The organism is Hyalangium gracile (assembly GCF_020103725.1).
Taxonomy (GTDB): Bacteria; Myxococcota; Myxococcia; order Myxococcales; family Myxococcaceae; genus Hyalangium; species Hyalangium gracile.
Genome location: NZ_JAHXBG010000020.1, coordinates 129,329 through 147,607, shown reverse-complemented (window position 1 = coordinate 147,607; position 18,279 = coordinate 129,329). Strand labels below are relative to the sequence as shown.

17 protein-coding genes are annotated in these 18,279 nt (G+C 70.7%); 3 read left to right on the top strand and 14 right to left on the bottom strand.

Annotated features, from left to right (window positions below; genetic code table 11):
- Window positions 1–115: 115 nt before the first annotated feature.
- Together KY572_RS33245 and KY572_RS33240 are read right to left on the bottom strand one after the other, a co-directional pair.
- The gene (locus KY572_RS33245; RefSeq protein ID WP_224247684.1) at window positions 116–1,618 is read right to left on the bottom strand and encodes a phosphatidylinositol-specific phospholipase C; all 1,503 of its coding nucleotides are present in this window, start codon (window positions 1,616–1,618) and stop codon (window positions 116–118) included.
- Window positions 1,619–1,673: 55 nt separating this feature from the next.
- On the bottom strand, window positions 1,674–1,868 hold the full coding sequence (locus KY572_RS33240) for a hypothetical protein (RefSeq protein ID WP_224247683.1): 195 nt from the start codon (window positions 1,866–1,868) through the stop codon (window positions 1,674–1,676).
- 100 nt (window positions 1,869–1,968) lie between these two features.
- On the opposite strand from KY572_RS33240, the gene KY572_RS33235 reads away from it, so the two are divergent.
- Window positions 1,969–2,352, top strand: coding sequence for a hypothetical protein (locus tag KY572_RS33235; RefSeq protein WP_224247682.1), 384 nt, complete (start codon window positions 1,969–1,971; stop codon window positions 2,350–2,352).
- A 33-nt stretch (window positions 2,353–2,385) separates the two neighbouring features.
- Here KY572_RS33235 and KY572_RS33230 read toward each other — a convergent pair whose 3' ends face one another.
- From KY572_RS33230 to KY572_RS33210, 5 genes are all read right to left on the bottom strand, one after another.
- Window positions 2,386–3,120, bottom strand: coding sequence for a tetratricopeptide repeat protein (locus tag KY572_RS33230; RefSeq protein WP_224247681.1), 735 nt, complete (start codon window positions 3,118–3,120; stop codon window positions 2,386–2,388).
- A 42-nt stretch (window positions 3,121–3,162) separates the two neighbouring features.
- On the bottom strand, window positions 3,163–4,296 hold the full coding sequence (gene recF / locus KY572_RS33225; protein ID WP_224247680.1) for a DNA replication/repair protein RecF: 1,134 nt from the start codon (window positions 4,294–4,296) through the stop codon (window positions 3,163–3,165).
- A 75-nt stretch (window positions 4,297–4,371) separates the two neighbouring features.
- Complete coding sequence (locus KY572_RS33220; protein ID WP_224247679.1) at window positions 4,372–6,900, bottom strand: hypothetical protein; 2,529 nt, start codon at window positions 6,898–6,900, stop codon at window positions 4,372–4,374.
- Complete coding sequence (locus KY572_RS33215; RefSeq protein ID WP_224247678.1) at window positions 6,897–7,838, bottom strand: CsgG/HfaB family protein; 942 nt, start codon at window positions 7,836–7,838, stop codon at window positions 6,897–6,899. Before KY572_RS33215 ends, KY572_RS33220 begins: the two co-directional genes overlap by 4 nt.
- A 72-nt stretch (window positions 7,839–7,910) precedes the next feature.
- The gene (locus tag KY572_RS33210) at window positions 7,911–9,101 is read right to left on the bottom strand and encodes a hypothetical protein (protein WP_224247677.1); all 1,191 of its coding nucleotides are present in this window, start codon (window positions 9,099–9,101) and stop codon (window positions 7,911–7,913) included.
- A 136-nt stretch (window positions 9,102–9,237) separates the two neighbouring features.
- Between KY572_RS33210 and KY572_RS33205 the strand changes: the two genes are divergently transcribed.
- Window positions 9,238–9,939 carry a toxin-antitoxin system YwqK family antitoxin gene (locus KY572_RS33205; RefSeq protein ID WP_224247676.1) on the top strand — a complete coding sequence of 234 codons (702 nt, stop codon included), beginning with the start codon at window positions 9,238–9,240 and terminating at the stop codon, window positions 9,937–9,939.
- A 14-nt stretch (window positions 9,940–9,953) separates the two neighbouring features.
- Here KY572_RS33205 and dnaN read toward each other — a convergent pair whose 3' ends face one another.
- The 3 genes from dnaN to KY572_RS33190 all read right to left on the bottom strand — a co-directional run bounded on the left by dnaN (window position 9,954) and on the right by KY572_RS33190 (window position 12,155).
- A complete protein-coding gene (gene dnaN, locus KY572_RS33200) occupies window positions 9,954–11,060 on the bottom strand; it encodes a DNA polymerase III subunit beta (protein WP_224247675.1) in 1,107 nt (368 codons plus the stop codon).
- 265 nt (window positions 11,061–11,325) lie between these two features.
- The gene (locus tag KY572_RS33195) at window positions 11,326–11,901 is read right to left on the bottom strand and encodes a hypothetical protein (RefSeq protein WP_224247674.1); all 576 of its coding nucleotides are present in this window, start codon (window positions 11,899–11,901) and stop codon (window positions 11,326–11,328) included.
- A complete protein-coding gene (locus KY572_RS33190; RefSeq protein WP_224247673.1) occupies window positions 11,898–12,155 on the bottom strand; it encodes a hypothetical protein in 258 nt (85 codons plus the stop codon). The genes KY572_RS33195 and KY572_RS33190 overlap by 4 nt, the downstream gene beginning before the upstream one ends.
- A gap of 249 nt (window positions 12,156–12,404) precedes the next feature.
- Between KY572_RS33190 and KY572_RS33185 the strand changes: the two genes are divergently transcribed.
- Window positions 12,405–12,851, top strand: a complete 447-nt coding sequence (locus KY572_RS33185) for a DUF6748 domain-containing protein (protein WP_224247672.1) — start codon at window positions 12,405–12,407, stop codon at window positions 12,849–12,851.
- 96 nt (window positions 12,852–12,947) lie between these two features.
- Here KY572_RS33185 and KY572_RS33180 read toward each other — a convergent pair whose 3' ends face one another.
- From KY572_RS33180 to KY572_RS33165, 4 genes are all read right to left on the bottom strand, one after another.
- Entirely contained in the window at window positions 12,948–15,230 is a 2,283-nt protein-coding gene (locus KY572_RS33180) for a caspase family protein (protein WP_224247671.1), read from the bottom strand.
- A complete protein-coding gene (locus tag KY572_RS33175) occupies window positions 15,227–16,039 on the bottom strand; it encodes a DUF4384 domain-containing protein (protein WP_224247670.1) in 813 nt (270 codons plus the stop codon). The genes KY572_RS33180 and KY572_RS33175 overlap by 4 nt, the downstream gene beginning before the upstream one ends.
- Complete coding sequence (locus KY572_RS33170; protein ID WP_224247669.1) at window positions 16,036–16,515, bottom strand: RNA polymerase sigma factor; 480 nt, start codon at window positions 16,513–16,515, stop codon at window positions 16,036–16,038. The genes KY572_RS33175 and KY572_RS33170 overlap by 4 nt, the downstream gene beginning before the upstream one ends.
- 407 nt (window positions 16,516–16,922) lie before the next feature.
- On the bottom strand, window positions 16,923–18,215 hold the full coding sequence (locus KY572_RS33165) for a universal stress protein (protein ID WP_224247668.1): 1,293 nt from the start codon (window positions 18,213–18,215) through the stop codon (window positions 16,923–16,925).
- Window positions 18,216–18,279: the final 64 nt, after the last annotated feature.

The following is an 18,279-nucleotide window of genomic DNA, read 5'->3' as shown; positions in this document are numbered from 1 at the left end:
GGTCTGCTTGTCATACCAGTTCACTGCCGGTCCACGCACAGGGCGCATCCCTGGTTGGGCAGCTCCCCTGGAACAAGTGCCTCTCTCCAGGGTGCAAGAACTCCTTCGGACCTGCCTAGCGCGGATCGTAGCCCCAGACGGCGTACAGGTAGTCCCCCACCTGGATCTTGTAGACGGGGTTGGAGCCGTAGGTGGCATAGGCCCAGTTGTCCAGGCCACCCGGCTCCCGCTTGACGACCACGGTCCAGGACTGGTTCGGGTAGGTCATCACCAGCTGCGTGTACAGCTGAATCGAGCGGATCGGCTCATCTCCCGTCAGCAAGGGGATGCGCGTGAGGACGAAGGCCTGCAGGGCGCTCTGGCTCACCGCCGTGTTCAGCGTCCGGACGGTGTAGGCGGCATGCATGTAGCCGTCGATCTCGCTCGAGTGCGAGGACAGGCCCTCGGTGTGCTTCGCGAGGCTCGCCCGACTCTTGAGCGCCATCCACTGCCACATGCGTCCCGGCAGCACGTTGTAGAGGAACGTCCGCATCTGGTTCCAGCGCTCCTGGGCGTTGCCCACGAACGAGTAGGAGACGTTCTTGAAGATGAAGTCGAAGTCGCTCTGGGGCAGCACGCTCACGGGCACCAGGCGGAAGTTGTGCGCGATGATGGCGTCGATCAGCCCCGCCCCCGGGAAGTCCATCATCACCATGCCCGTGCGCTGCATGTTGCCCGCCATCAGGTACTCGAGCGCCTGATCATTCATGCCCCGGTACACGGACCCCTCGCCGCTGGCCACCGTGTACGGGTGAACCCCGCCCGTCGAGGACGAGCCGCTCAGGAAGTTCACGTACATCACCGACGCCGAGCCGCTCTTCGTCTTCTCGAACTGCGCCAGGATCCGCTCCCACTTGGTGGGGATGTCCCAGAGCCAGGTCACCTCCCACTCATCCTGGACGTCGAAGCTGGCATTCGACCCATCCGAGGGCCACCTCACCCCGTACGAACCCCCGCCAAAGGCCTGCACGATGACGATCTTCCCCCGCACCTGCTCGAGCGTGGGAAGCGTGGTGCCCGTCCAGATGAAGTTCTTGTAGGCCGTCTGAGACTGGTACCACGCGAAGGTCTCCTCGAACGAGCGCGTGTTCCCCTCCGCGTCGTACTCCTCCTTCACCTTCATCAGCACGGTCTCGGAGGGGTGGTCCTTCAGGAACTGGATGGTGGTCCGCAGCACGTCATCGAAGTTGGCGTGCTGGTACACCGAGCCATGGTGGATGGCGAACCGGTCGCCGATGTGGCGGCACCGGATGTCCAGCGCCCGGATGCCCGCGTCGAGCTGCGTGCGCAGCGGCAGCGACTGGGTCTGCACCAGGCTGCCGCCATGGAACGACATCGTGTCGTGAGTGCCCGGAATGGAGAGGGCCGCGAGGTTCGTCGCGTTGGGAATCCAGCTCATCCACTCGGTGTGCTGGGTCTCGATGGTGTCCGAGTCGCTGTAGTAGCGCCCATCCGCCGCGGCCTCCCCAGGGCCCACGAGGAACAGCGCCATCAGCAACCACGCCAGCACATGCGGGCGGGCGATCGCGGAGCCCCATTCCACTGCGAGCCACCGCGGGTTCTTCGAGGTGTCGTGCACGGCTTCCTCCCATGGGCCCTCGGCCCAGCGCATGGATTTCAGCGCTTCCTATTTTTCATGGAATGGGATGGGAAGCTTGAAAATCAGGTTGATTGGCCCTACGAGACAGCGACGGCGCGGGTGGAGACAGCTCTTTCAGCCGGCACCCCGCGGACTCGGCGAGCAGGGAGTCCGGGTGCGCTTGGAGGAAGTCCTTCAGGGCCTGGGCCTCGCGCACCGGATCGCCCAGCGCCCGCCACGCCTCGGCCACGCCGCTCCCCAGGCAGGCGGCGGCATGCGCTCGCCCGCGCCGTGCCCCGGCCTCGGGCAGTGCCGATGTTCCAGGGTGGACGCTTCAGGAGGAAAATCCCATGGACGGAGCATTGGCCCTCTTCGGCTTTGGCCTCTTCTTGCTGTCGATCGCAGGCTTGTATGTCCGTTCGGCGTTCGGACTGGCGTGGTTCCTGCTCGCCCTGGCCCTGGTCTCCATGGGCATGGCCTTCAGCGAGTCGAAGCGTCTGCGCGACGTGTCGCTCATCCTCGGAGCGCTGCTCCTGGTGGCCGCCGTGGGGGGCCTCATCGCCGGGGTGATGTGGTGGATGGTGCTGGGCACCTTCCTCTTCTCGGTCGCCTACGTGGTGCTCTGGGCCGAGTTCCGCTTCGCCTACTTCGGTCACGTCACCCCGGAGCAGCTGCCCCACCACCAGCGCGGCCGGTGGCGCCTGCACTGGCCTCGGCGCGCGCACCGGACGTAGCCCCCGCGCGCGGGCCCGTGGAGGAGCGGGGCTTCACGGTCCCTTGAGCAGCAGGTCCAGGTTGTGCCGGCAGCCGACGTGCTCCGGCTGAAGGGTGAGGCAGGAGCGGAAGTCCTCCTTGGCCTCGTCGAGCCGGCCCGCCTTCGCGTAGGCCACCCCGCGGTTGAAGTGGTAGTCCGGGTGGTCGGGCACCAGGAGCACGGCGGCATCGAAGCGGGTGAGGGCCTCGTCCATGTCCCCCGCCTCCAGCCGCAGGATGCCCAGCAGGTTCTGGGCGTCCGCGATGGCCGGGCTCGTCGCGAGCAGCTGCCGCAGGTGCTTCTCCGCGTCCTCCGCCTTGCCCAGGGCCTGGTAGGTGCGCGCCAGGTTGAAGCGCGCCTCGAGGTAGTCCGGGTTCACCTCCAGCGCGCGGAGGAAGCGCTTGGCCGCGGAGGCGTACTCCTTCTCCTCCATCTCGAGCACGCCGAGGTTGTTGTAGGCCTGGGCGAGGTTGTTCTCCAGGCGCAGCGCGCGGATGAAGTACTCGCGCGCGGCCTTCGTGTCGTGGTCGCACTTCCAGGCGATGAGCCCCTTGTTGGCGATGGCCTCGGGGTAGTCCGGGTTGAACTCGAGCGCGTGGTCGCAGTGGGCCGTGGCCGCCTTGCAGTCCCCGGCATCCAGGGCCAGCGTGCACGCGTCATTGTGCTGGCTGGCCACGGGGGAGATGGTGGAGCGCGGCAGACACGAGCTGCCGAGGAGCACGGCGGAGAGCAGGAGCAGGCGGCGCATGGCGCGCGACTGTAGAACGGTTCCGTGCTTCCTGGCATCCGCTCAGCCGGCGGCCTCCACGGGCCGGGGTGTCACCTGGCCCCCGTGCACGTCCATCCACAGCGTGTCCGCCGCCGCCGCGCCGCGCACCAGCGAGGCATCCGTGGTGGTGAGGAACACCTGCGCGCCACTCTGGGCCAGGTAGCTCATGAGGTACGCGTTGCGCTCCGGATCCAGCTCGCTGGACACGTCATCCAAGAGCAGCAGCGGCAGGAAGCCCATCGCGCCGTGCAGGTTCTCGATCTCGGCGATCTTCCACCCGAGCACCAGCGCGCGCTGCTGGCCCTGGCTCGCGTAGGCGCGGGCGCTGCGCCCGCCCAGCGTCACCGTCACGTCATCCACGTGCGGCCCCACCGAGGTGAAGCCTCGCTCCAGGTCCCTCCGCCGCCGCCCCGCCAGCGCCTCCAGCAGCGCGTCGGCCAGTCGCGGCTCGTCCGCCTCGGCGAAGTCCTGCCCCAGGTGCGAGGGGTGGTAGCCGTACGCGGCCGGATCCGGCGTGCGGCCGATGGAGGCGAAGGTGGCCTGGGCCCGAGGCGCCAGCTCCGCCATCAGCGCCCGGCGCCGCACGTACACCCGGGCCCCGGCGCGCGCGAGCGTCTCGTCGTACGCGTCCAGGTACGCGGGGTCGGCCGCGGGCCCCTCGCGCAGCAGCCGGTTGCGGTTCTTCAGCGCGCGCGAGTAGTCCCGGCTCTCCTTGAGGAAGGCGGGGAAGCGGTTGAACACCGCCCGGTCCAGGAAGGTACGCCGCGCGTCCGGCCCGCCCTTCACCACCTCCAGGTCATCCGGCGTGAAGGCCACCACGGAGACGCCGCCGAAGTACTCCTCCAGGCTGGCGGCCTTCTTTCCGTCCACGAAGGACTGCCGCACGCCGCCGGACACCTCGACGGAGATCTCCCGCTCCGCGCCCTTGAGGAGGAAGCGGCCCGTCACCCGAGCCCCCTGCGTGCCCCAGCGCACCAGCTCCGCGAGCCGTCCGGCGCGCAGCGGCTTGAGCGTGGCGAGGAAGTACAGGGCCTCCAGCAGGTTCGTCTTCCCCTGGCCGTTCTGCCCCACCGCGATGGTGGCGTGGGGGCTCGGCGCCAGGGAGACCTGGGGCAGGTTGCGGAAGTCTTGGACTTGGAGCGCGAGCAGGCGCACGGTGTGAGGCTCAAACTCCCTGGCGAGGATGGAAGAACCTCCACACCCTAACGCCCTCGGGGTGGCGGCGGGGGCTCAACCTGCTCCCCTGCCCAGCTGATAGACGAACCCGGTCCGCGTGAACAGGTAGAGCACCGAGCGGTTGTTCTCCCTCACGACGAAGATGCGGGCCCCCTTCAGCGCCTGGCTGTCGAGCTCCGGGGGCAGCGTCAGGGCCTGCCACCCTGGCAGCCCCGTCTCTCCCGCCGCCAGCGGGACGACCCGGTACACCGCCTGCTCTCCCAGCGCGATGGGCCAGCCGTCCAGGGTGGCGTAGTCCACCACCCGGTCCACCTGGGGCAGGGCCTGAGTGAGCGGGACGCCCTGGGGCAGCCGCAGCACCTGGCCGTCCCGGAGGCCCAGCCGCCCGTAGCCGTTGCCGCCGGCCTCGCGGCTCCAGACCTCCACCGGCTCGCGGCCACTGAGCTCCAGCGCCTTCAGCTTCCACGCGAGCGTGTCCGCCTCCTGCCAGAACTCGAAGGCGCTCCGGCTGGTGACGGCCCACCCGCGTACCCGCTGGGCTCCCGCCTGCGTGGCCTCCAGGCTCACGGTCCGGTCCCGCGCCAGCGAGAGCACCGGGAAGTTCGACTCGGGCGTGAGCCGGGGACTGAGCGTCTCGGCCAGCTCCGGCTCCGCGACGAGGTCCACCTCACCCAGCTCCGTGTAGTAGAGCTGATCGTCCGCGGCGAGCACGAGGGAGACGCCCGCGTCGCTCGGCATGCGCACCCCCGTGCCCCGGAAGGGCCCCTGCGCGCTCTCACCCGAGGGGCTCAGCAGCCGCGGCCCATAGGCGGTGCTCAGCGAGGGCGTCAGCTGGGTGTCATCCTGGCTCACCTGGGCGAGCTGCCCCGCCTCGAGCAGGAACCAGCCCGGCGTTCCCTCCACCACGCCGCCCAGGACTTCCTGCTGCACCAGCTCCCCGGACCCGCCATCCTCCGCTCGCCTCATGGGCATCACCACCGACAGCCCCGTGCTGTCCGCCTGCTGGGGCGGCGTCGGCGGCTGGATCGCGAAGAGGCCCGGCGTGAAGGTGATGAGCGACGTCGGGTGCTGCCGCGTGGCGGGGAGCACCTCCACCGCCAGGGGCGTGCGATCCAGGAACATCGGCCGGAGCTGGCTCAGGGAGGTGCCCCGCCAGACCTGGCCGTGCTTGCCTCCCAGCGTGAGCCGATAGCCGATGGACTGATCGGCCACCACCTCCCGGCTGGCGGGGGTGGTGGACACACCCGGTACGCTGGCCACCTCCGACAGCTCCAGCGGTGCCTCCAGCGCCTGGCGCAGGCACGTGTCGGTGGGCGAGACGACGGACGCGCCCACGATGCGGAACAGGCTCCGCGCGCCGTTGCCGGACTCGCACAGCACCTCGACCCCCAGCGCGCCATCGGCCACGGGCGTGAAGGCCACCAGGGAGTCCCGGGCGCACGGGCTGCAGTCATCCCAGAGGCGCTCCAGGCGCGGCTCCTGCGGGCGCTGCGGCGAGCGCGAGAGCACCCAGGTGCTCAGCACCGCCTGGCCCTGGACGAAGCGCCGCAAGGCCCAGACTCCCAGCTTGTCGCTGTGGCGCAGCACCCAGCGTGCCGCGGCCTCGACGTTGCCGCTCGGATCCGGCTGCGCGATGGGATCGTCCGGGTTGAGGATCTGCCACCGCTCCCCGGGCGGCGCGGCCTCCGGCGGCTGCGAGCGCCAGAGGAAGTACTGCGAGGTGGCCACCACGGGCACCAGCTGCGGCGATGCCGCCGGAGCGCCGCCATCCCTCGGGGGCGAGACCAGGAACATGCTGGGAACCGGACGCGCCTCCAGGTAGGCGCCGCGCACGTCTCCGCACGGCCCGGCGTTGCAGGGGATGAGGCCCCCATCTCCCAGGGAGGAGAACTGCTTGGGGAAGGGCCTGAAGACCGCCGTGCTCGGATCCACCTCCCCCGCATTGTCCGCGCCTTGCAGCAACAGCAGCATGTCCTGGGTGTCGCCAGGCCTGGTGGACAGCTTCACGGAGGCCGCTCTCATCGCTCGGACTCCGGTGAGGTTCTGCCCCTGCTCCATGATGGGCCGAGGAGAGGTGAATGAGGCGGCGTTGGACACGGGATCCCGCTGGATCCGGAACAGCGTCACCGGGCTGGAGGCCGTGACAGGCGCCTCCATCATCGCGACGGAGTTGCCGGCCCACGTGGTGGCGCCGCCCCGAGCCAGCACCGGAAGGGCCTGCGCGAACGCGTTGCTGGCGACGACCACTCCCCCGTCCGTGTACTTCGTCAGGGCAATCGGCCCTTGCTCCTCCGCCGAGACGTAGCGCGCCTCGCCCGAGAGCAGCTTCGGGAAGCGACGCTCGGGCGCGAAGGTGGGCACCGCCACGTCCGAGGTCTGCTCGGGCAGCGTCTCGTGACACAGGCCGTCGATGCCGCACCGCCAGTCCTGGGGGCACTGCGCGTCGCGAAGCTCGTCAGCCACCTGGAACCTGCAGGGGAAGGCATTGCCCTCCTCCAGCTTCAGGCCCCCCGAGCACGCAGCCCAGACGCCCAGCGCCACCACGGCCGAGCCCAGCGCCACCACTCCCCGGCGCGCGCTCATGGCAGCACTCCCACCACGGCCATGCCCTGGCCCGTGGGCACCAGCGCCACCCGGGGGCCGCCCTCGGGCGGGGGCATGCGCCACAGCCCCAGGCCGACGAGCGCCGCCCCCACGCCCATCAGCGCCAGCGACACCGTCTTGTCCCGGCCCAGCTTGTCGTTCTGCTGCTGGTAGTAGGAGAGCTCGCGCAGGTGGGTGGGCGTGCACTGGCCCGCCTCGTCCCGGGCCGGGCACAGCTCGTCGTTGAGCACCTTCTGCCGGGACAGGGCGATCAGCCCGTAGACGCCGCCGCCCACCAACGCCGCGCCGCCTCCGGCCAGCAGCGAGTAGGGCAGCACCCGCGAGGCGGGCGGTGGAAGCGGAGAGCCGCTCGCTTCCGCCGCGGCCCATGGCACCAGCTCGCGCAGCGTCTCCACCTTCTTCGCCAGGCGCGTGCTGCGCCCCACGGGCCGGGCCTTCACCGTGTCCAGCATCTGCAGCGCCAGCTCGTAGGTGGAGCCCAGCCGCGACAGCGAGCCCGTCATCACGTAGCGCACCTGCAGCAGCGTGCCCACGTCCGTCGCGCAGCGGGTCGGATCCTCGTCACAGGCGCCCAGCATCTGCCGCTGTCGCTCGGTGCTCAGCACCGTCTGCACGTCCCTGCGGGAGATGACCTGGAAGAGCCCGCGCTGACTGAGCGTCTGCACGAGCGCGTCGGTGAGCGCCGCGGCCTCCTCCGCGGAGACGCCCTGCGCGGCGAGGTCCGCCACCAGCAGCCGCGGCTTCTCGTCCGGGTGGATGGCAGTGGCTGAGGCGCTCGTCGGAGACGCGGGCGCGGGCGGAGCAGCTTCAGCGGAGGGAGGCTGCGTGGCAGCGACCGGAGGCTCGGATGGGCCTGCCTCGCCCGCAAGGGCGGAGAGGGCCCACAGCCCCACCAGGAGTCCCACAGTCGCGTGCATGCCCCTCCCTCCATGCCTGACGGAGGAGAGAACCCGTGTCGGCACGTCCAGTGGCGGACACTGTAGGCGGAATCACGCGCCCGAGCGAGCCACGGCACGGGCCGCTTGGACGAGCTCCGGCAGCTCCGTCACGTCCGCGCCCACCTCTCGGGAGGGCAGGGCCGCGCGCTCCGGAGAGAACAGCCGCGCGGGGGTGCGCGCCTGGCCTCGGAGGCGGATGAACAGGCGCAGCGCCTCGCGCACGCGCTCCACGTCGGGGCCTGTCTCCTTCCGAGCCCGAAGCGCCGCGTCCCACAGCCGCGCCCAGGCGGCCTCCTCGTTCCACACGCCGACGGGACGTGCTCGGGACAGTCGGGCCAGCTCGGCGGCCAGCTCGAAGAGCGCTGCCCGGCCCGCGCTGAAGGCTCCTTGCGCCGCCAGCCGCGCGTCCGGAGCGCTCTCGCTCGTCGCCAGCCACACCAGCAGCTCCGGCACCTCCGCCTCGAGGGCCACCACGGGAGCCAGCCGCGCCTCCAGCAGCTCCCCGAGCCGCTCGCGCGCCACGTCGTGCCAGAAGGCCGCGTGCAGCAGCAGCTCCGGGCCGCTGCGAGGGGCTCGCACGGGCGCGCGCCGCACCCGGCCCTGGAGGAAGGCCCGCACGCGGCCGCTCGGGTCGAAGTGCTCCAGCCGCTCCCACAGCGCCCGGAGCGCCGCCTCCCCCAGGGGCAGCGCGCGGCAGAGCTCCTCCGCCTCGGTGGCAGTGAAGGGCAGCGCTGCCTCGGGCGCGGGGCGCTTGAAGACGCGCTCGAACACCTCGGCGGCGACACACGCGGCGCGCAGCTCCGGCAGGTTGCGCGGCAGCACCTCGACGGCGCGCGCCCACGTGCGCCGGCCCAGCAGCGGCCCGGTGTTGAGGACCTCCTCCTCCAGCCGCACCAGCGCCGCGCTCAGGTTGTCCGGCGGCGTGCCGGGCGCCAGCCGCCGCTCCACCGCGCGAGCCACCTCCTCGCGCAGGTGTCGCACCTCCTCCAGCAGCTTCATCGGCGCCAGGTGGCGGGGCCAGCCCTCGGCGGCGGCGCGCCGGCTCACGGCGGCCAGCGTGGCATCCACCTCCGCCTGGACCAGGGCCACCTCGCGCAGCAGCTCCAGGTTGGCCCGGACCCTGTCCCTCCAGAAGAAGGCATTCAGGAGCCCCCGCAGGACGCGGTAGCGCAGACGCGTAGCTTCCAGGAGGTCCGCCCGGTCCTCCAACCTTGCCCGTAGGGTGTCCGGGTGAGTCGCCACGATACCTCCACTATAAGGAGGAGCCCGGCTGGTGGCAGGCCTGGCATCCGGGGCATGGGGCTGGTGAACGGTCCGTGGCCCCTTGGCAGGAGCCTGTCGCTCCGGCGATGTTGACTGTCTCGAAACGAGGCCCCCCATGAAGCTTGTGTCGCCCTCCCTCGCCGCACTCGCCGTCGCGCTGCTGGCCGCGCCACCGGCCCTCGCCATGGACCAGCGACAGGCGGATGCGGCCTGCGCCGCGTGGACGCTGGAGTGTCCGAAAGGCGCCACGGTGCCGGGCGGCCTGCCGAAGAAGACGGGTGCGCTGGAGTGCAAGAAGGCGGGCGCGAAGGAAGGCCCGGCGGTGGTGTGCAAGGAGAAGAAGGCGGAGAGCTGGGGGGACTGGAAGGCGGGCAAGAAGCACGGCCTGCAGGTGACGCTGCGCCCCAACGGCTCGTGGACGGAGGAGCTCTTCACGGACGGCAAACCGAACGGGCGCACGGTGGAGTACAGCGCCGACGGTCAGCTCCTGAAGGAGACGCACTTCCAGGCCGGGAAGAAGCACGGCCCCGAGCGCACCTTCAAGACGGACGGGCAGCTGGCCACCGAGGAGTTCTGGGACAAGGGGGCGAAGAGCAAGAAGCCGGTGCCCGCGGCCACCACGGCGCGCACGGCCGAGCCCCCGAGCGAGGCGAAGTCGAAGCCCGCGGCCAAGGCGAAGGCGGACAAGGGTGCCGCGGAGAGCGAGGAGGGCGGCTCCTCCGAGCAAGCCCCGGCCCCCGCGGAGGAGAGCCAGCCCGCGGAGGCGGAGGCGCCCGCCGCGCAGGAAGAGTCACAGGCCGAGACTCCGCAGCCGTAGCGCCGCGGAGCGCGTCAGACGCGCATGGGCATGACGACGGCGGTGAAGCTGCGGTCGCCCGGGGCGTGGATGACGCCGGGGCTGTGCTCGTCGCCCAGCTCGAAGGACACCTCATCGGTCTCCAGCACGGAGAGCACGTCGGTGAGGTAGCGGGCGTTGAAGCCGATGGTGATGTCGCCGCCGCGGTAGGCCACGTCGAGCACGTCGCGGGCCTCGCCCAGGTCCGGGTTGTTGGAGGTGATGAGGAGCTTGTTCTCCTCCAGGCCGATGCGCACCGCGTAGCTCTTGTCCGCCGAGAGCAGCGCGATGCGCTTGAGGCTCTCGAGGAAGCTCGTCTTGGGCACCATCACCACCTTCTCGCCTTCCTTCGGGATGACGCGCTGGTACTCGGGGAACTGGCCGTCGATGAGGCGCATCACCATGGTGAGGCCAGGCTTCTTGAAGAGGGCCGAGTTCTCGGCGAAGCCCAGGTGGCACTCGGCCTCGGGGGCCTCGTCCAGCAGGCGCTTGAGCTCCATGAGGCCCTTGCGGGGGATGATGACGCCGCCCTTGAGCTTGAAGTCGCCGGTGAGCTCGCGCTCGATGAGCGAGAGGCGGTGGCCGTCGGTGGCGACCATGCGCACCTTGCCGCCGGCCTGGGGCTCGAAGAAGACACCGTTGAGGATGTAGCGCGTCTCGTCGGAGGAGATGGCGAACTGGGTCTTCTTGATCATCTCCAGCAGGGTGTTGCCGGCAATCTGGACGAGCGGAGCGTTCTCCTCCTTGGGGAGCTTGGGATACTCCTCGGCGGCCATGCCGACGATCTTGAAGTGGGCCGAGCCGCTGGAGATGTCGACGTAGTTGTTGGCGAGCCGCTTGAGCGTCACCTGGGCGTCCGGGAGGTTCTGGACGATGTCGAAGACATACTTGGCGCTGAGGGTGACGGCGCCGGGCTTGGAGACTTCGGCGGGGTGCTCGGAGACGACGCCGATGTCCAGGTCGAAGGCGGTGACGGTGACGCCGCTCTTGGTGGCGTTGACGAGGACGTTGGCGAGGATGGGCATCGTCGTCTTGCGCTCCACGATGCCCTGGGCGCGGTAGAGGGCCTTCTTCAGCTCATCGGTGGCGATGCGGAATTCCATCGGGGGGCTTCCTCGGTCCTCGAAAGACGGCTCTTTACGGGGGTGTAGCCTGGGGGAAGGGGTGCGTCAACGAACCGGCTCACGGCGGTGTGCGCCATTGGCCGAGGCTGACCGGGCAGCGAGGCGGCACGGCCCACACCTGCTCGGACATTCAGGTAGGACAGCACGGGACGTGAAGGCGGATCCACGGTGCTCTCTTACGGGTTCCAACCCGCCCAGTCACCTGATTTCTGCACCTCCTGGCGGGTAGGGAGCCAGGAAGTGCTCAACCCGCCGCCTCACGGGCCTTGGCGAGGAGCGAGGCGACTTCCAGCCTCGCCGCCCACTCCGCCAGGTAGGCCTGGTCCAGCTGGGCACCGGCGAGCCGAAGAATCTGGACGATGTCTCGCCACTGCGTGGTGGAGCTGCCTCCGCCATCGCGGAACCACAGCAACTTGCGCAGCACCGAGTCCTCGGGACTCTTGATGTAGAGACCGCGCTGCTCTGGGGGTAGCACCACACGACGACGGCGAGCGAACTCGCTCTTGTCGAAGGGCTCCTGGCGCAGGATGAAGAGGTCCACCTTCGTCACGGTGGGGATGTGGAAGATGTTCCACGAGCTACGCCGCGATACAGCCTCACGGAGCGCCTCCTCATCCACGTCGAAGTCCTCCCCCAGGGCGTCGATCAGAGGCCGGACCTGCTCCGGTCGGAGGTCCACGACGAAATCGATGTCGTTGGTGGCTCGAGGCTCACCTTGCAGCGAGCTCGCCAGGCTCCCTCCCAGGAAATAAGGCACCTGGGCTCGCTCCATCGCCTCCGCGCACTGGAAGGCGATACCGAGAATGTCGGGCTCGATCACGTCAGTGCCGGGTGCGGACCAAACAGGCGGAGAGCAACGGACCGGCCATAGAGGCGCTCGGCGAGCCGCACGCGGACCTCGAGCTCATCCGCGTGTGGGAAGTACTCGCGGATGCCCGCCACAGCGAGCTGGCGCACGGCCCGAGTCAGGGCAGCCGCCTTGCGAAGGCGATCCGCGGGAGCCTGCGCCCGGAGTAGCTCGATGTATCGCGCCTGCTGGCGCGGATGGGTGTCCTGCTCCATGGGTTGGAACATAGCGCCTCGCCAGGAGGCTGCCACGAGTCAGATACCACCTGCCCCCCTGTCGCATGACATTCCATCTCCGCAAGAAGGGGACCGAGCGGGCGTTCACGGGGGCGTACTGGGACCCCCACGAGGCGAGGACGTAGCGGTGCGCGGGCCGAGCTTCTGGGCTCCCGTGGAGAGGAGCCACGTGGCCGAGCACTCGGACTGGCCTCCGAACCGGAGAGGACCGAGACTGGGGCCCCCTTTTCGAGGGCCCCTATGACTGTTCGTCCCTTCTTGCTGTCCGTGCTGTGCCTCGGCCTGATGGTCGGGTGCTCCAAGCCTGTGACTCCCGACGCCATGCCCAATGAACCGAAGACGCCCACGCAGCCGGAGAACCCCTCGGGCGGTACGCCCTCCACCGGAACTGGCCAGCAGGCCCAGCCGGCGGCCTATGTCGTGAAGAACAGCGGCATCCGCTGCATCGCGCCGCCCTGCCCCACGCACATCGCGACGCCCGTGGGAGTCGCGAACGCCGAGGGCATCCAGATCCACGAGATCGACTTCCAGGACATCAACCCCTCGCAGGAGAAGCGCGAGGAGCTCATGAACGTGGCGGATACCTCTCCGGACGGGCTGAAGGTGGAGGCCGTGCTGGAGAAGAAGCTCAAGGCCGGCCCGGCGGGAGACGCCACGGTGCTGCGCGTGAAGAAGGTCGTCCAGTAGCTCGCTCGAACCCGAGTGACATCAAGGCCCGGGAGCCTCACGGCCTCCGGGCTTTGTCGTCTGCGAGGATGCGCTCCCCGGAGGCGACCCGTCGTCTCAGAGCCGCACGCCGAGCTGCACGCCGGGCCAGTACTGCACCGACACCTCGTCGTCGATGAAGTCCTCGCCCACCGGCATCGTCGTCAGCTTGTTCCGCTGCCCATCGAAGAGGAAGTAGGTGTTGTACGTGGGCCCGGCGAACACCGCGAAGCGCGGCGCCACCTGGAAGCCAAACATCACCCGGCCCTGCGCCAGCAGGTTGCTGCCGCGGAACGGCTGCTTCACCGCGTGCACGCCGCTGCCGCCCAGGTCCATGTCCAGCCAGAAGCGCGTGCCCAGCGGGATGTGGACGCCCAGGCCCAACCCCAGCGTGAAGCGCTGCAGCCGATCGTCCGGGCCGATGCCCGCCATCAGCGTCGTGTACACGTACTTGCCGCCGAACTTCACCGCCGCGTTCACCAGCTGGATGTCGCTCGACCACACCTCCAGGTGCAGCTGCCCCTTCTCCTCGAAGGTCAGCAGGCCCAGCGGCACGCCGCGCACCTCCTCGGCCACGTTGATGAGCCCCAGCTGCATGCCGTTGACCACCTTGCCCACGTTGATGATGCCCACCTGCGCGCCCGTCACGTCCCCGCTCACGTTGAGCACCGACAGCTGCAGGCCCCGGACGCTCTCCGCGCGGTTGAAGCCCACCGTCGCCTGCACGCCCGACGCCGCCCCGCCCACCCAGTTCACCGCCGTCGAGGCCTGGATGCCTCGGAAGCTCGCGCCCGCCACGTTCACGCCCGCCGACGCCTGCACGCCCCGCATGTCCTCGCCCGCCACGTTCAGCGCCGCGGACAGCTGCGTCCCCGACACCCGCCCTCCCGCGATGTTCAGGCCCACGCCAATCTGCCCCACGCGCACGTTCCCGCCCGCGACGTTCACGCCCGTGGTCAGCTGGAAGCCGTCGAGGTCCTCGTTCGCCACGTTGAGGGCCAGCGACACCTGCGAGCCGCGCACGTTGCCGCCCGCGGTGTTCACCGCCAGGGCCATCGACAGGCCGCGCGCCTCCTCCTCGTACATGTTGGACACCAGCGCCAGCGCCGCGCCTCCCGCCAGCGCCGTGCCGTCATTCATCAGCCCCAGCGCGAACCGGTTCTCCACCGGCCCGCTGGTCGACACCGAGTTCAGGCTCACCCCCGGCAGCAGCCCCATGTTGAAGGGCACCAGCTTGCGCGGCCCGCTGCTCGCCGCCATCTCCGCCGCGGGCGCCATCATCCGCACGTCCTGGCGCACCTCGGCCCCGCCGCGAGACACCGTCGCCTCGCGCAGCACCGAGGTGAAGTCCGTGGGCGCCAGCGGCGTGCGCTTGCCCTCGGCCAGCGCGAACTGGGCCTCGGACACCACGCCGTCCAGCTCGCGCCGCACCTTGTAGTTGCCCGGCGCCAGCCCCAGCTCCGTGGGCCGCCCCGGCAGCTTCATCAGCTCCACCACCAGCACGCCCGCCTCGTCGCGCACGAAGAAGCGGCCCTCGAGCCGCTCGGAGAGCACCAGCCCCGCGGAGGTGGCGCGCAGGTCCGTCATCACCAGGTCCCCCGTGCCCGCCAGCTCGATGTCATAGGCCGGGTGCTGGGGGCCGCTCTGGGTGCGCTCGGTGCGGGCCAGCGTCTCGTGGAAGGCGAACTGGTAGGCCTCGTTGAGCGTCACCCGCCCATCCCGCGTCACGTCCGCCGCCCCGCGCAGCCCGGACACCAGGTGGTGCGTGAAGAAGGAGCCGCCCAGCCTGTCGCTCTCCTGGGAGGACTCGTCCTCGCTGGAGGAGGTGAGGATGGCCTGCCCCTTCACCTGGCTGCCCGTGTCCACCAGGAACGCGGGGCGCGAGGCGCCACCCTTGCGGCGCGCGAACGCCCCCGAGGCGCACGAGTCCAGCACGGCGATGCGCACGTCCGCCGGCAGCCCCATCAGGTTGCGGCGCAGCTCGCCATAGTCCATGCGCTCGCCCTGGAGCAGCAGGCCCTCGTCGTCCGAGTGCCCCGAGTAATAGAGGAGCACCTCCACCCGCTTCATCCCCGAGGCGCGCGCCGACTCGACCAGCGTCTTCACCCGGGCGAAGCCGTCCAGCAGCCCCGAGCGCCCCGTGTCCAGCAGCATCACCCGGTCCGCCGGCGCCACTCCGCCCAGCTCGCTCAGCACCTTGCCGAAGGCCTGCGCATCCGTGACGGCGTAGCGCAGGCGCTCGCGCCCCGGGCCCCCGTCATTCACGCCCACCAGCAGCGCCAGCCGGCGCACCGTCATGGGAGTCTCCGCGGCGGCCACTCCCGCCACCAGCAGCGTCAGCAGCACGAACACTCGAGTCATGGGGAGACCTTCTCCAAGGTAAGGGACACCTGCGTGAAGCCCTCGGGGAGCGGGACCGGCGCGGTGCGCGCGTCGGCCGAAGCCGCCAGCGCCCGAGCCGCGGCCAGCACCTCGTCGAGGGCGAACGGCGTGTCCGAGGTGATGAGGATGAAGCGTTCGAAGGCGGGGGCGTCGTCCAGCTCGTAGGCGCGGGGCAGCGCGTGGGTGCCCGAGGCGGCCAGCGGCACGGCCTGCGCGCCCGTCTCCGGCGCGTGCAGCGTGACGGAGCCTCGCCCGTCCACCGAGAGGATGACGCCGTAGGCGCTGCCCGCGGCGTTATAGGAGACCTGCACCACGTCACCGGCGGCGGCGGGCATGCCATCGCGGAGGCGCTCGGGAGCGGTGACGCCCTGGCGATGGACGACGAGCTGCGGCAGCAGGCCCTTGGTGCGCGTCTTCTCGGGCACCTCGGTGCCGAAGTCTCCTCCAGGAGAGGACTTTCCCGGCTGGGCCACCACGAAGAGGGCCGCGGCGGCCAGTGCCGGCACCAGCACGGCGGCCGGGGCGAAGCGGCTCAAAGGGCGCGCGTCCTCGCGAGCCGCCTCCACGCGGCGGGCCAGGGCGGCGCGACCCTCCACCTCGCGAGCCACGGCGGACGGCGGCAGCTTCTCCAGGGTGGCCTTGTTGTCCGCCTCGAGCGCGGCCAGGCGGGCCTCGCCATCCGGCTCCTGGGCCAGGCGGGCGCGGGCGGCGGCCAGCTCGTCCGGAGGCAGCTCGCCCAGGGCGATGCGCTCCAGCAACCAGTCCGGGGTGCGGTGTGGGGAACTCATGCGGCCTCCAGCTCTTGCAGGGCGGAAGACAGGGCCCGAAGGCGCTTGCGCACTCCGGAGACGGACAGGCCCACCTGGCGGGCCGTCTCCTCCAGCGTCATCCCGTCCACCAGGTGGAGGACGGCGATGTCCCGGCTGGAGGAGGGCACGCGGCCGAACAGCCTGTCGAGCAGTCCTCGCGCCGCGGTGCGCGCCTCGGTGTCTCCGGCGGCGGCGATGCGCAGCACCAGCTCATCCTCCCGGTCCTCGGGGCGACGGCGGGCGCCGCGCAGCCGGTTGAGACAGACCCGCGTGGCGATATGGTGCAGCAGGCTGGAGGGCGCCGAGTCCTTCAGGGCCCCCTGGTAGCGCAACAGCTGCACGAAGACATCGTGCATGGCATCCACGGCCTTCTCCTCATCTCGGAGGAGGAAGCGGCAGCGGCGAAGTACCTGAGGCCCGTAACGGCGATAGTAGGCCTCCACGTCGATTGCCACCGGCTCGCTCCTCCCTCGTTCGCCCGCTTGGAACACCCGCGCCGAAAGGAACTGTCACCCGGCTCGCGCTTTTTTCCGGAGCGTTCCCTATCAGCTTCCAGAGCGGGGCTCGCAGCCCCTCGAGCGCAGTCATCTCGCGGACTTGGGCGAGGCCTCACGAAGGGGCGGCAAGGTTTCCCCCACCTCCACCTACTCGAAGAGAAGTGGATGAAGCTGCTGCCGGGGGCATTGGGGACGAACCTGTCGGACCAGCCTACCAGTTCGCCAGGAGCGAGCCTGGAGTGCCCTGAGTACGTAGGAGGCCGTGGTCCGAGAGAGAGCGGGACGCCGGGGCGGGCGGACCCGTCAGCGACGGGGGGACCCGCCCCGCAGCGAGGGACCCGCGACCTGTGTCCCTGGGCTGTGGCTCAGGCCGTGGGCTTGCGCACCAGCACCACGGGCCGGTCGCAGCGAGCCATGACGGCCTGCGCCACCGAGCCCATCACGGCCCGCACCACCCCGGTCCGGCCATGGGTGCCCATGCAGATGATGTCCACGCAGAGCCGCTCGGCGGCCTGGGTGATGACGCCCGCCACGTCGTGGCCGGTCGCCACCGCCAGCTCCACCTTGCGCCCGCCCTGGGACGCGGCGCGAGGCACCCGCTGCTCGAGCTGCTGCTTCAGCGCCGCCTGCTGCTCCGCGGTCGCCTGGGGCGTGACATGCAGCAGGTGCACGGTTCCGCCGGGAGGCGTCAGCGAGCACGCGTAGGCAATGGCCCGGTCCGCCAGCTCGGAGAAGTCCGTGGTCACCAGCACCGTGCGCACGGGCGGCAGCTCCACGTCCGTCCCCTGCACCGCGGCCTGCACCGGCACGGACACCACCGACATCTTCGCCAGCCGCAGGCAGTGGTGCGACACGCTCCACAGCTTGCCCAGCGCCCGCCGCTGGTGCGTGCCCACCACCAGCAGGTCCACCTTCTCCTCGGCCGCCAGCGAGACCAGATGGTCGGCGATGCGGCCCATGCCCACCTCCACCCGCACGCGCGCCGGCTTGCCGCCCTCCGACAGCGGCTCCATCAGCGCCGCCGCCTCCTTCTCCAGCGCCTGGCGCAGCGCGGGCGTCTCATCTCCGAAGCCCAGCGGGTGCTCCAGGCCCAGCCGCACGGCCTCCTCCTGGGCCCAGAAGACGCGGCCGCCCACCACCTCCACCGGCCCCAGCTTGCGCAGGCCCTTCACCCAGTTGCGCGCCGCCTCGAAGGGCAGCGAGCGGCTCACGCCCAGCATCACCCGCAGCGGCCGCTCTCCCCGCGCCCACGGCTCCAGCGCCGGCACATCCCGGGCAACGAGCAGCGGCACCTCCAGCGACTGCGCCAGCCGATCCATCGTGCCGCCCAGGCCCAGGAAGGGGGTGTCGTGGCTCGGCTCGGCTGTCACCACCAGCGTGGCCTTCTGCTTCTTGGCGAACTCCTGGAGCGCGGCGGCCGGCTCTCCCGTCAGCAGGGTGCGCTGCACCTGGGCGCCCGTCTTCTCCAGTCGCCTGGCCTCGTCCCCCAGCGCCGCCTCGGCCGCCTCCGTCAGCGGCTTGCCAAAGGCCCTCACCGAGTCCGGCAGCAGCACGTGCACGAGCCACAGCGGCTCGCCCGCCTTCCGGGCAAGCAGGGCCGCGGCGTCACAGGCCCTCTGGGCGGCATCGGAGAAGTTGGTGGCGCAGACGATGGGCATGGTGCCTCCGCGAGAAGCGGCCCCGAGGGCCGAAGGAAAGGTCTGGCGCCTCTCGATGGGCGCC

Coding starts and splice junctions, on each gene's coding strand:
- KY572_RS33215 (WP_224247678.1), bottom strand. CDS start 7,838: ATGCACGCGACTGTGGGACTCCTGGTGGGGCTGTGGGCCCTCTCCGCC.
- KY572_RS33175 (WP_224247670.1), bottom strand. CDS start 16,039: ATGAGTTCCCCACACCGCACCCCGGACTGGTTGCTGGAGCGCATCGCC.
- KY572_RS33185 (WP_224247672.1), top strand. CDS start 12,405: ATGACTGTTCGTCCCTTCTTGCTGTCCGTGCTGTGCCTCGGCCTGATG.
- KY572_RS33230 (WP_224247681.1), bottom strand. CDS start 3,120: ATGCGCCGCCTGCTCCTGCTCTCCGCCGTGCTCCTCGGCAGCTCGTGT.
- dnaN (WP_224247675.1), bottom strand. CDS start 11,060: ATGGAATTCCGCATCGCCACCGATGAGCTGAAGAAGGCCCTCTACCGC.
- KY572_RS33165 (WP_224247668.1), bottom strand. CDS start 18,215: ATGCCCATCGTCTGCGCCACCAACTTCTCCGATGCCGCCCAGAGGGCC.
- KY572_RS33180 (WP_224247671.1), bottom strand. CDS start 15,230: ATGACTCGAGTGTTCGTGCTGCTGACGCTGCTGGTGGCGGGAGTGGCC.
- KY572_RS33205 (WP_224247676.1), top strand. CDS start 9,238: ATGAAGCTTGTGTCGCCCTCCCTCGCCGCACTCGCCGTCGCGCTGCTG.
- KY572_RS33220 (WP_224247679.1), bottom strand. CDS start 6,900: ATGAGCGCGCGCCGGGGAGTGGTGGCGCTGGGCTCGGCCGTGGTGGCG.
- KY572_RS33190 (WP_224247673.1), bottom strand. CDS start 12,155: ATGTTCCAACCCATGGAGCAGGACACCCATCCGCGCCAGCAGGCGCGA.
- KY572_RS33235 (WP_224247682.1), top strand. CDS start 1,969: ATGGACGGAGCATTGGCCCTCTTCGGCTTTGGCCTCTTCTTGCTGTCG.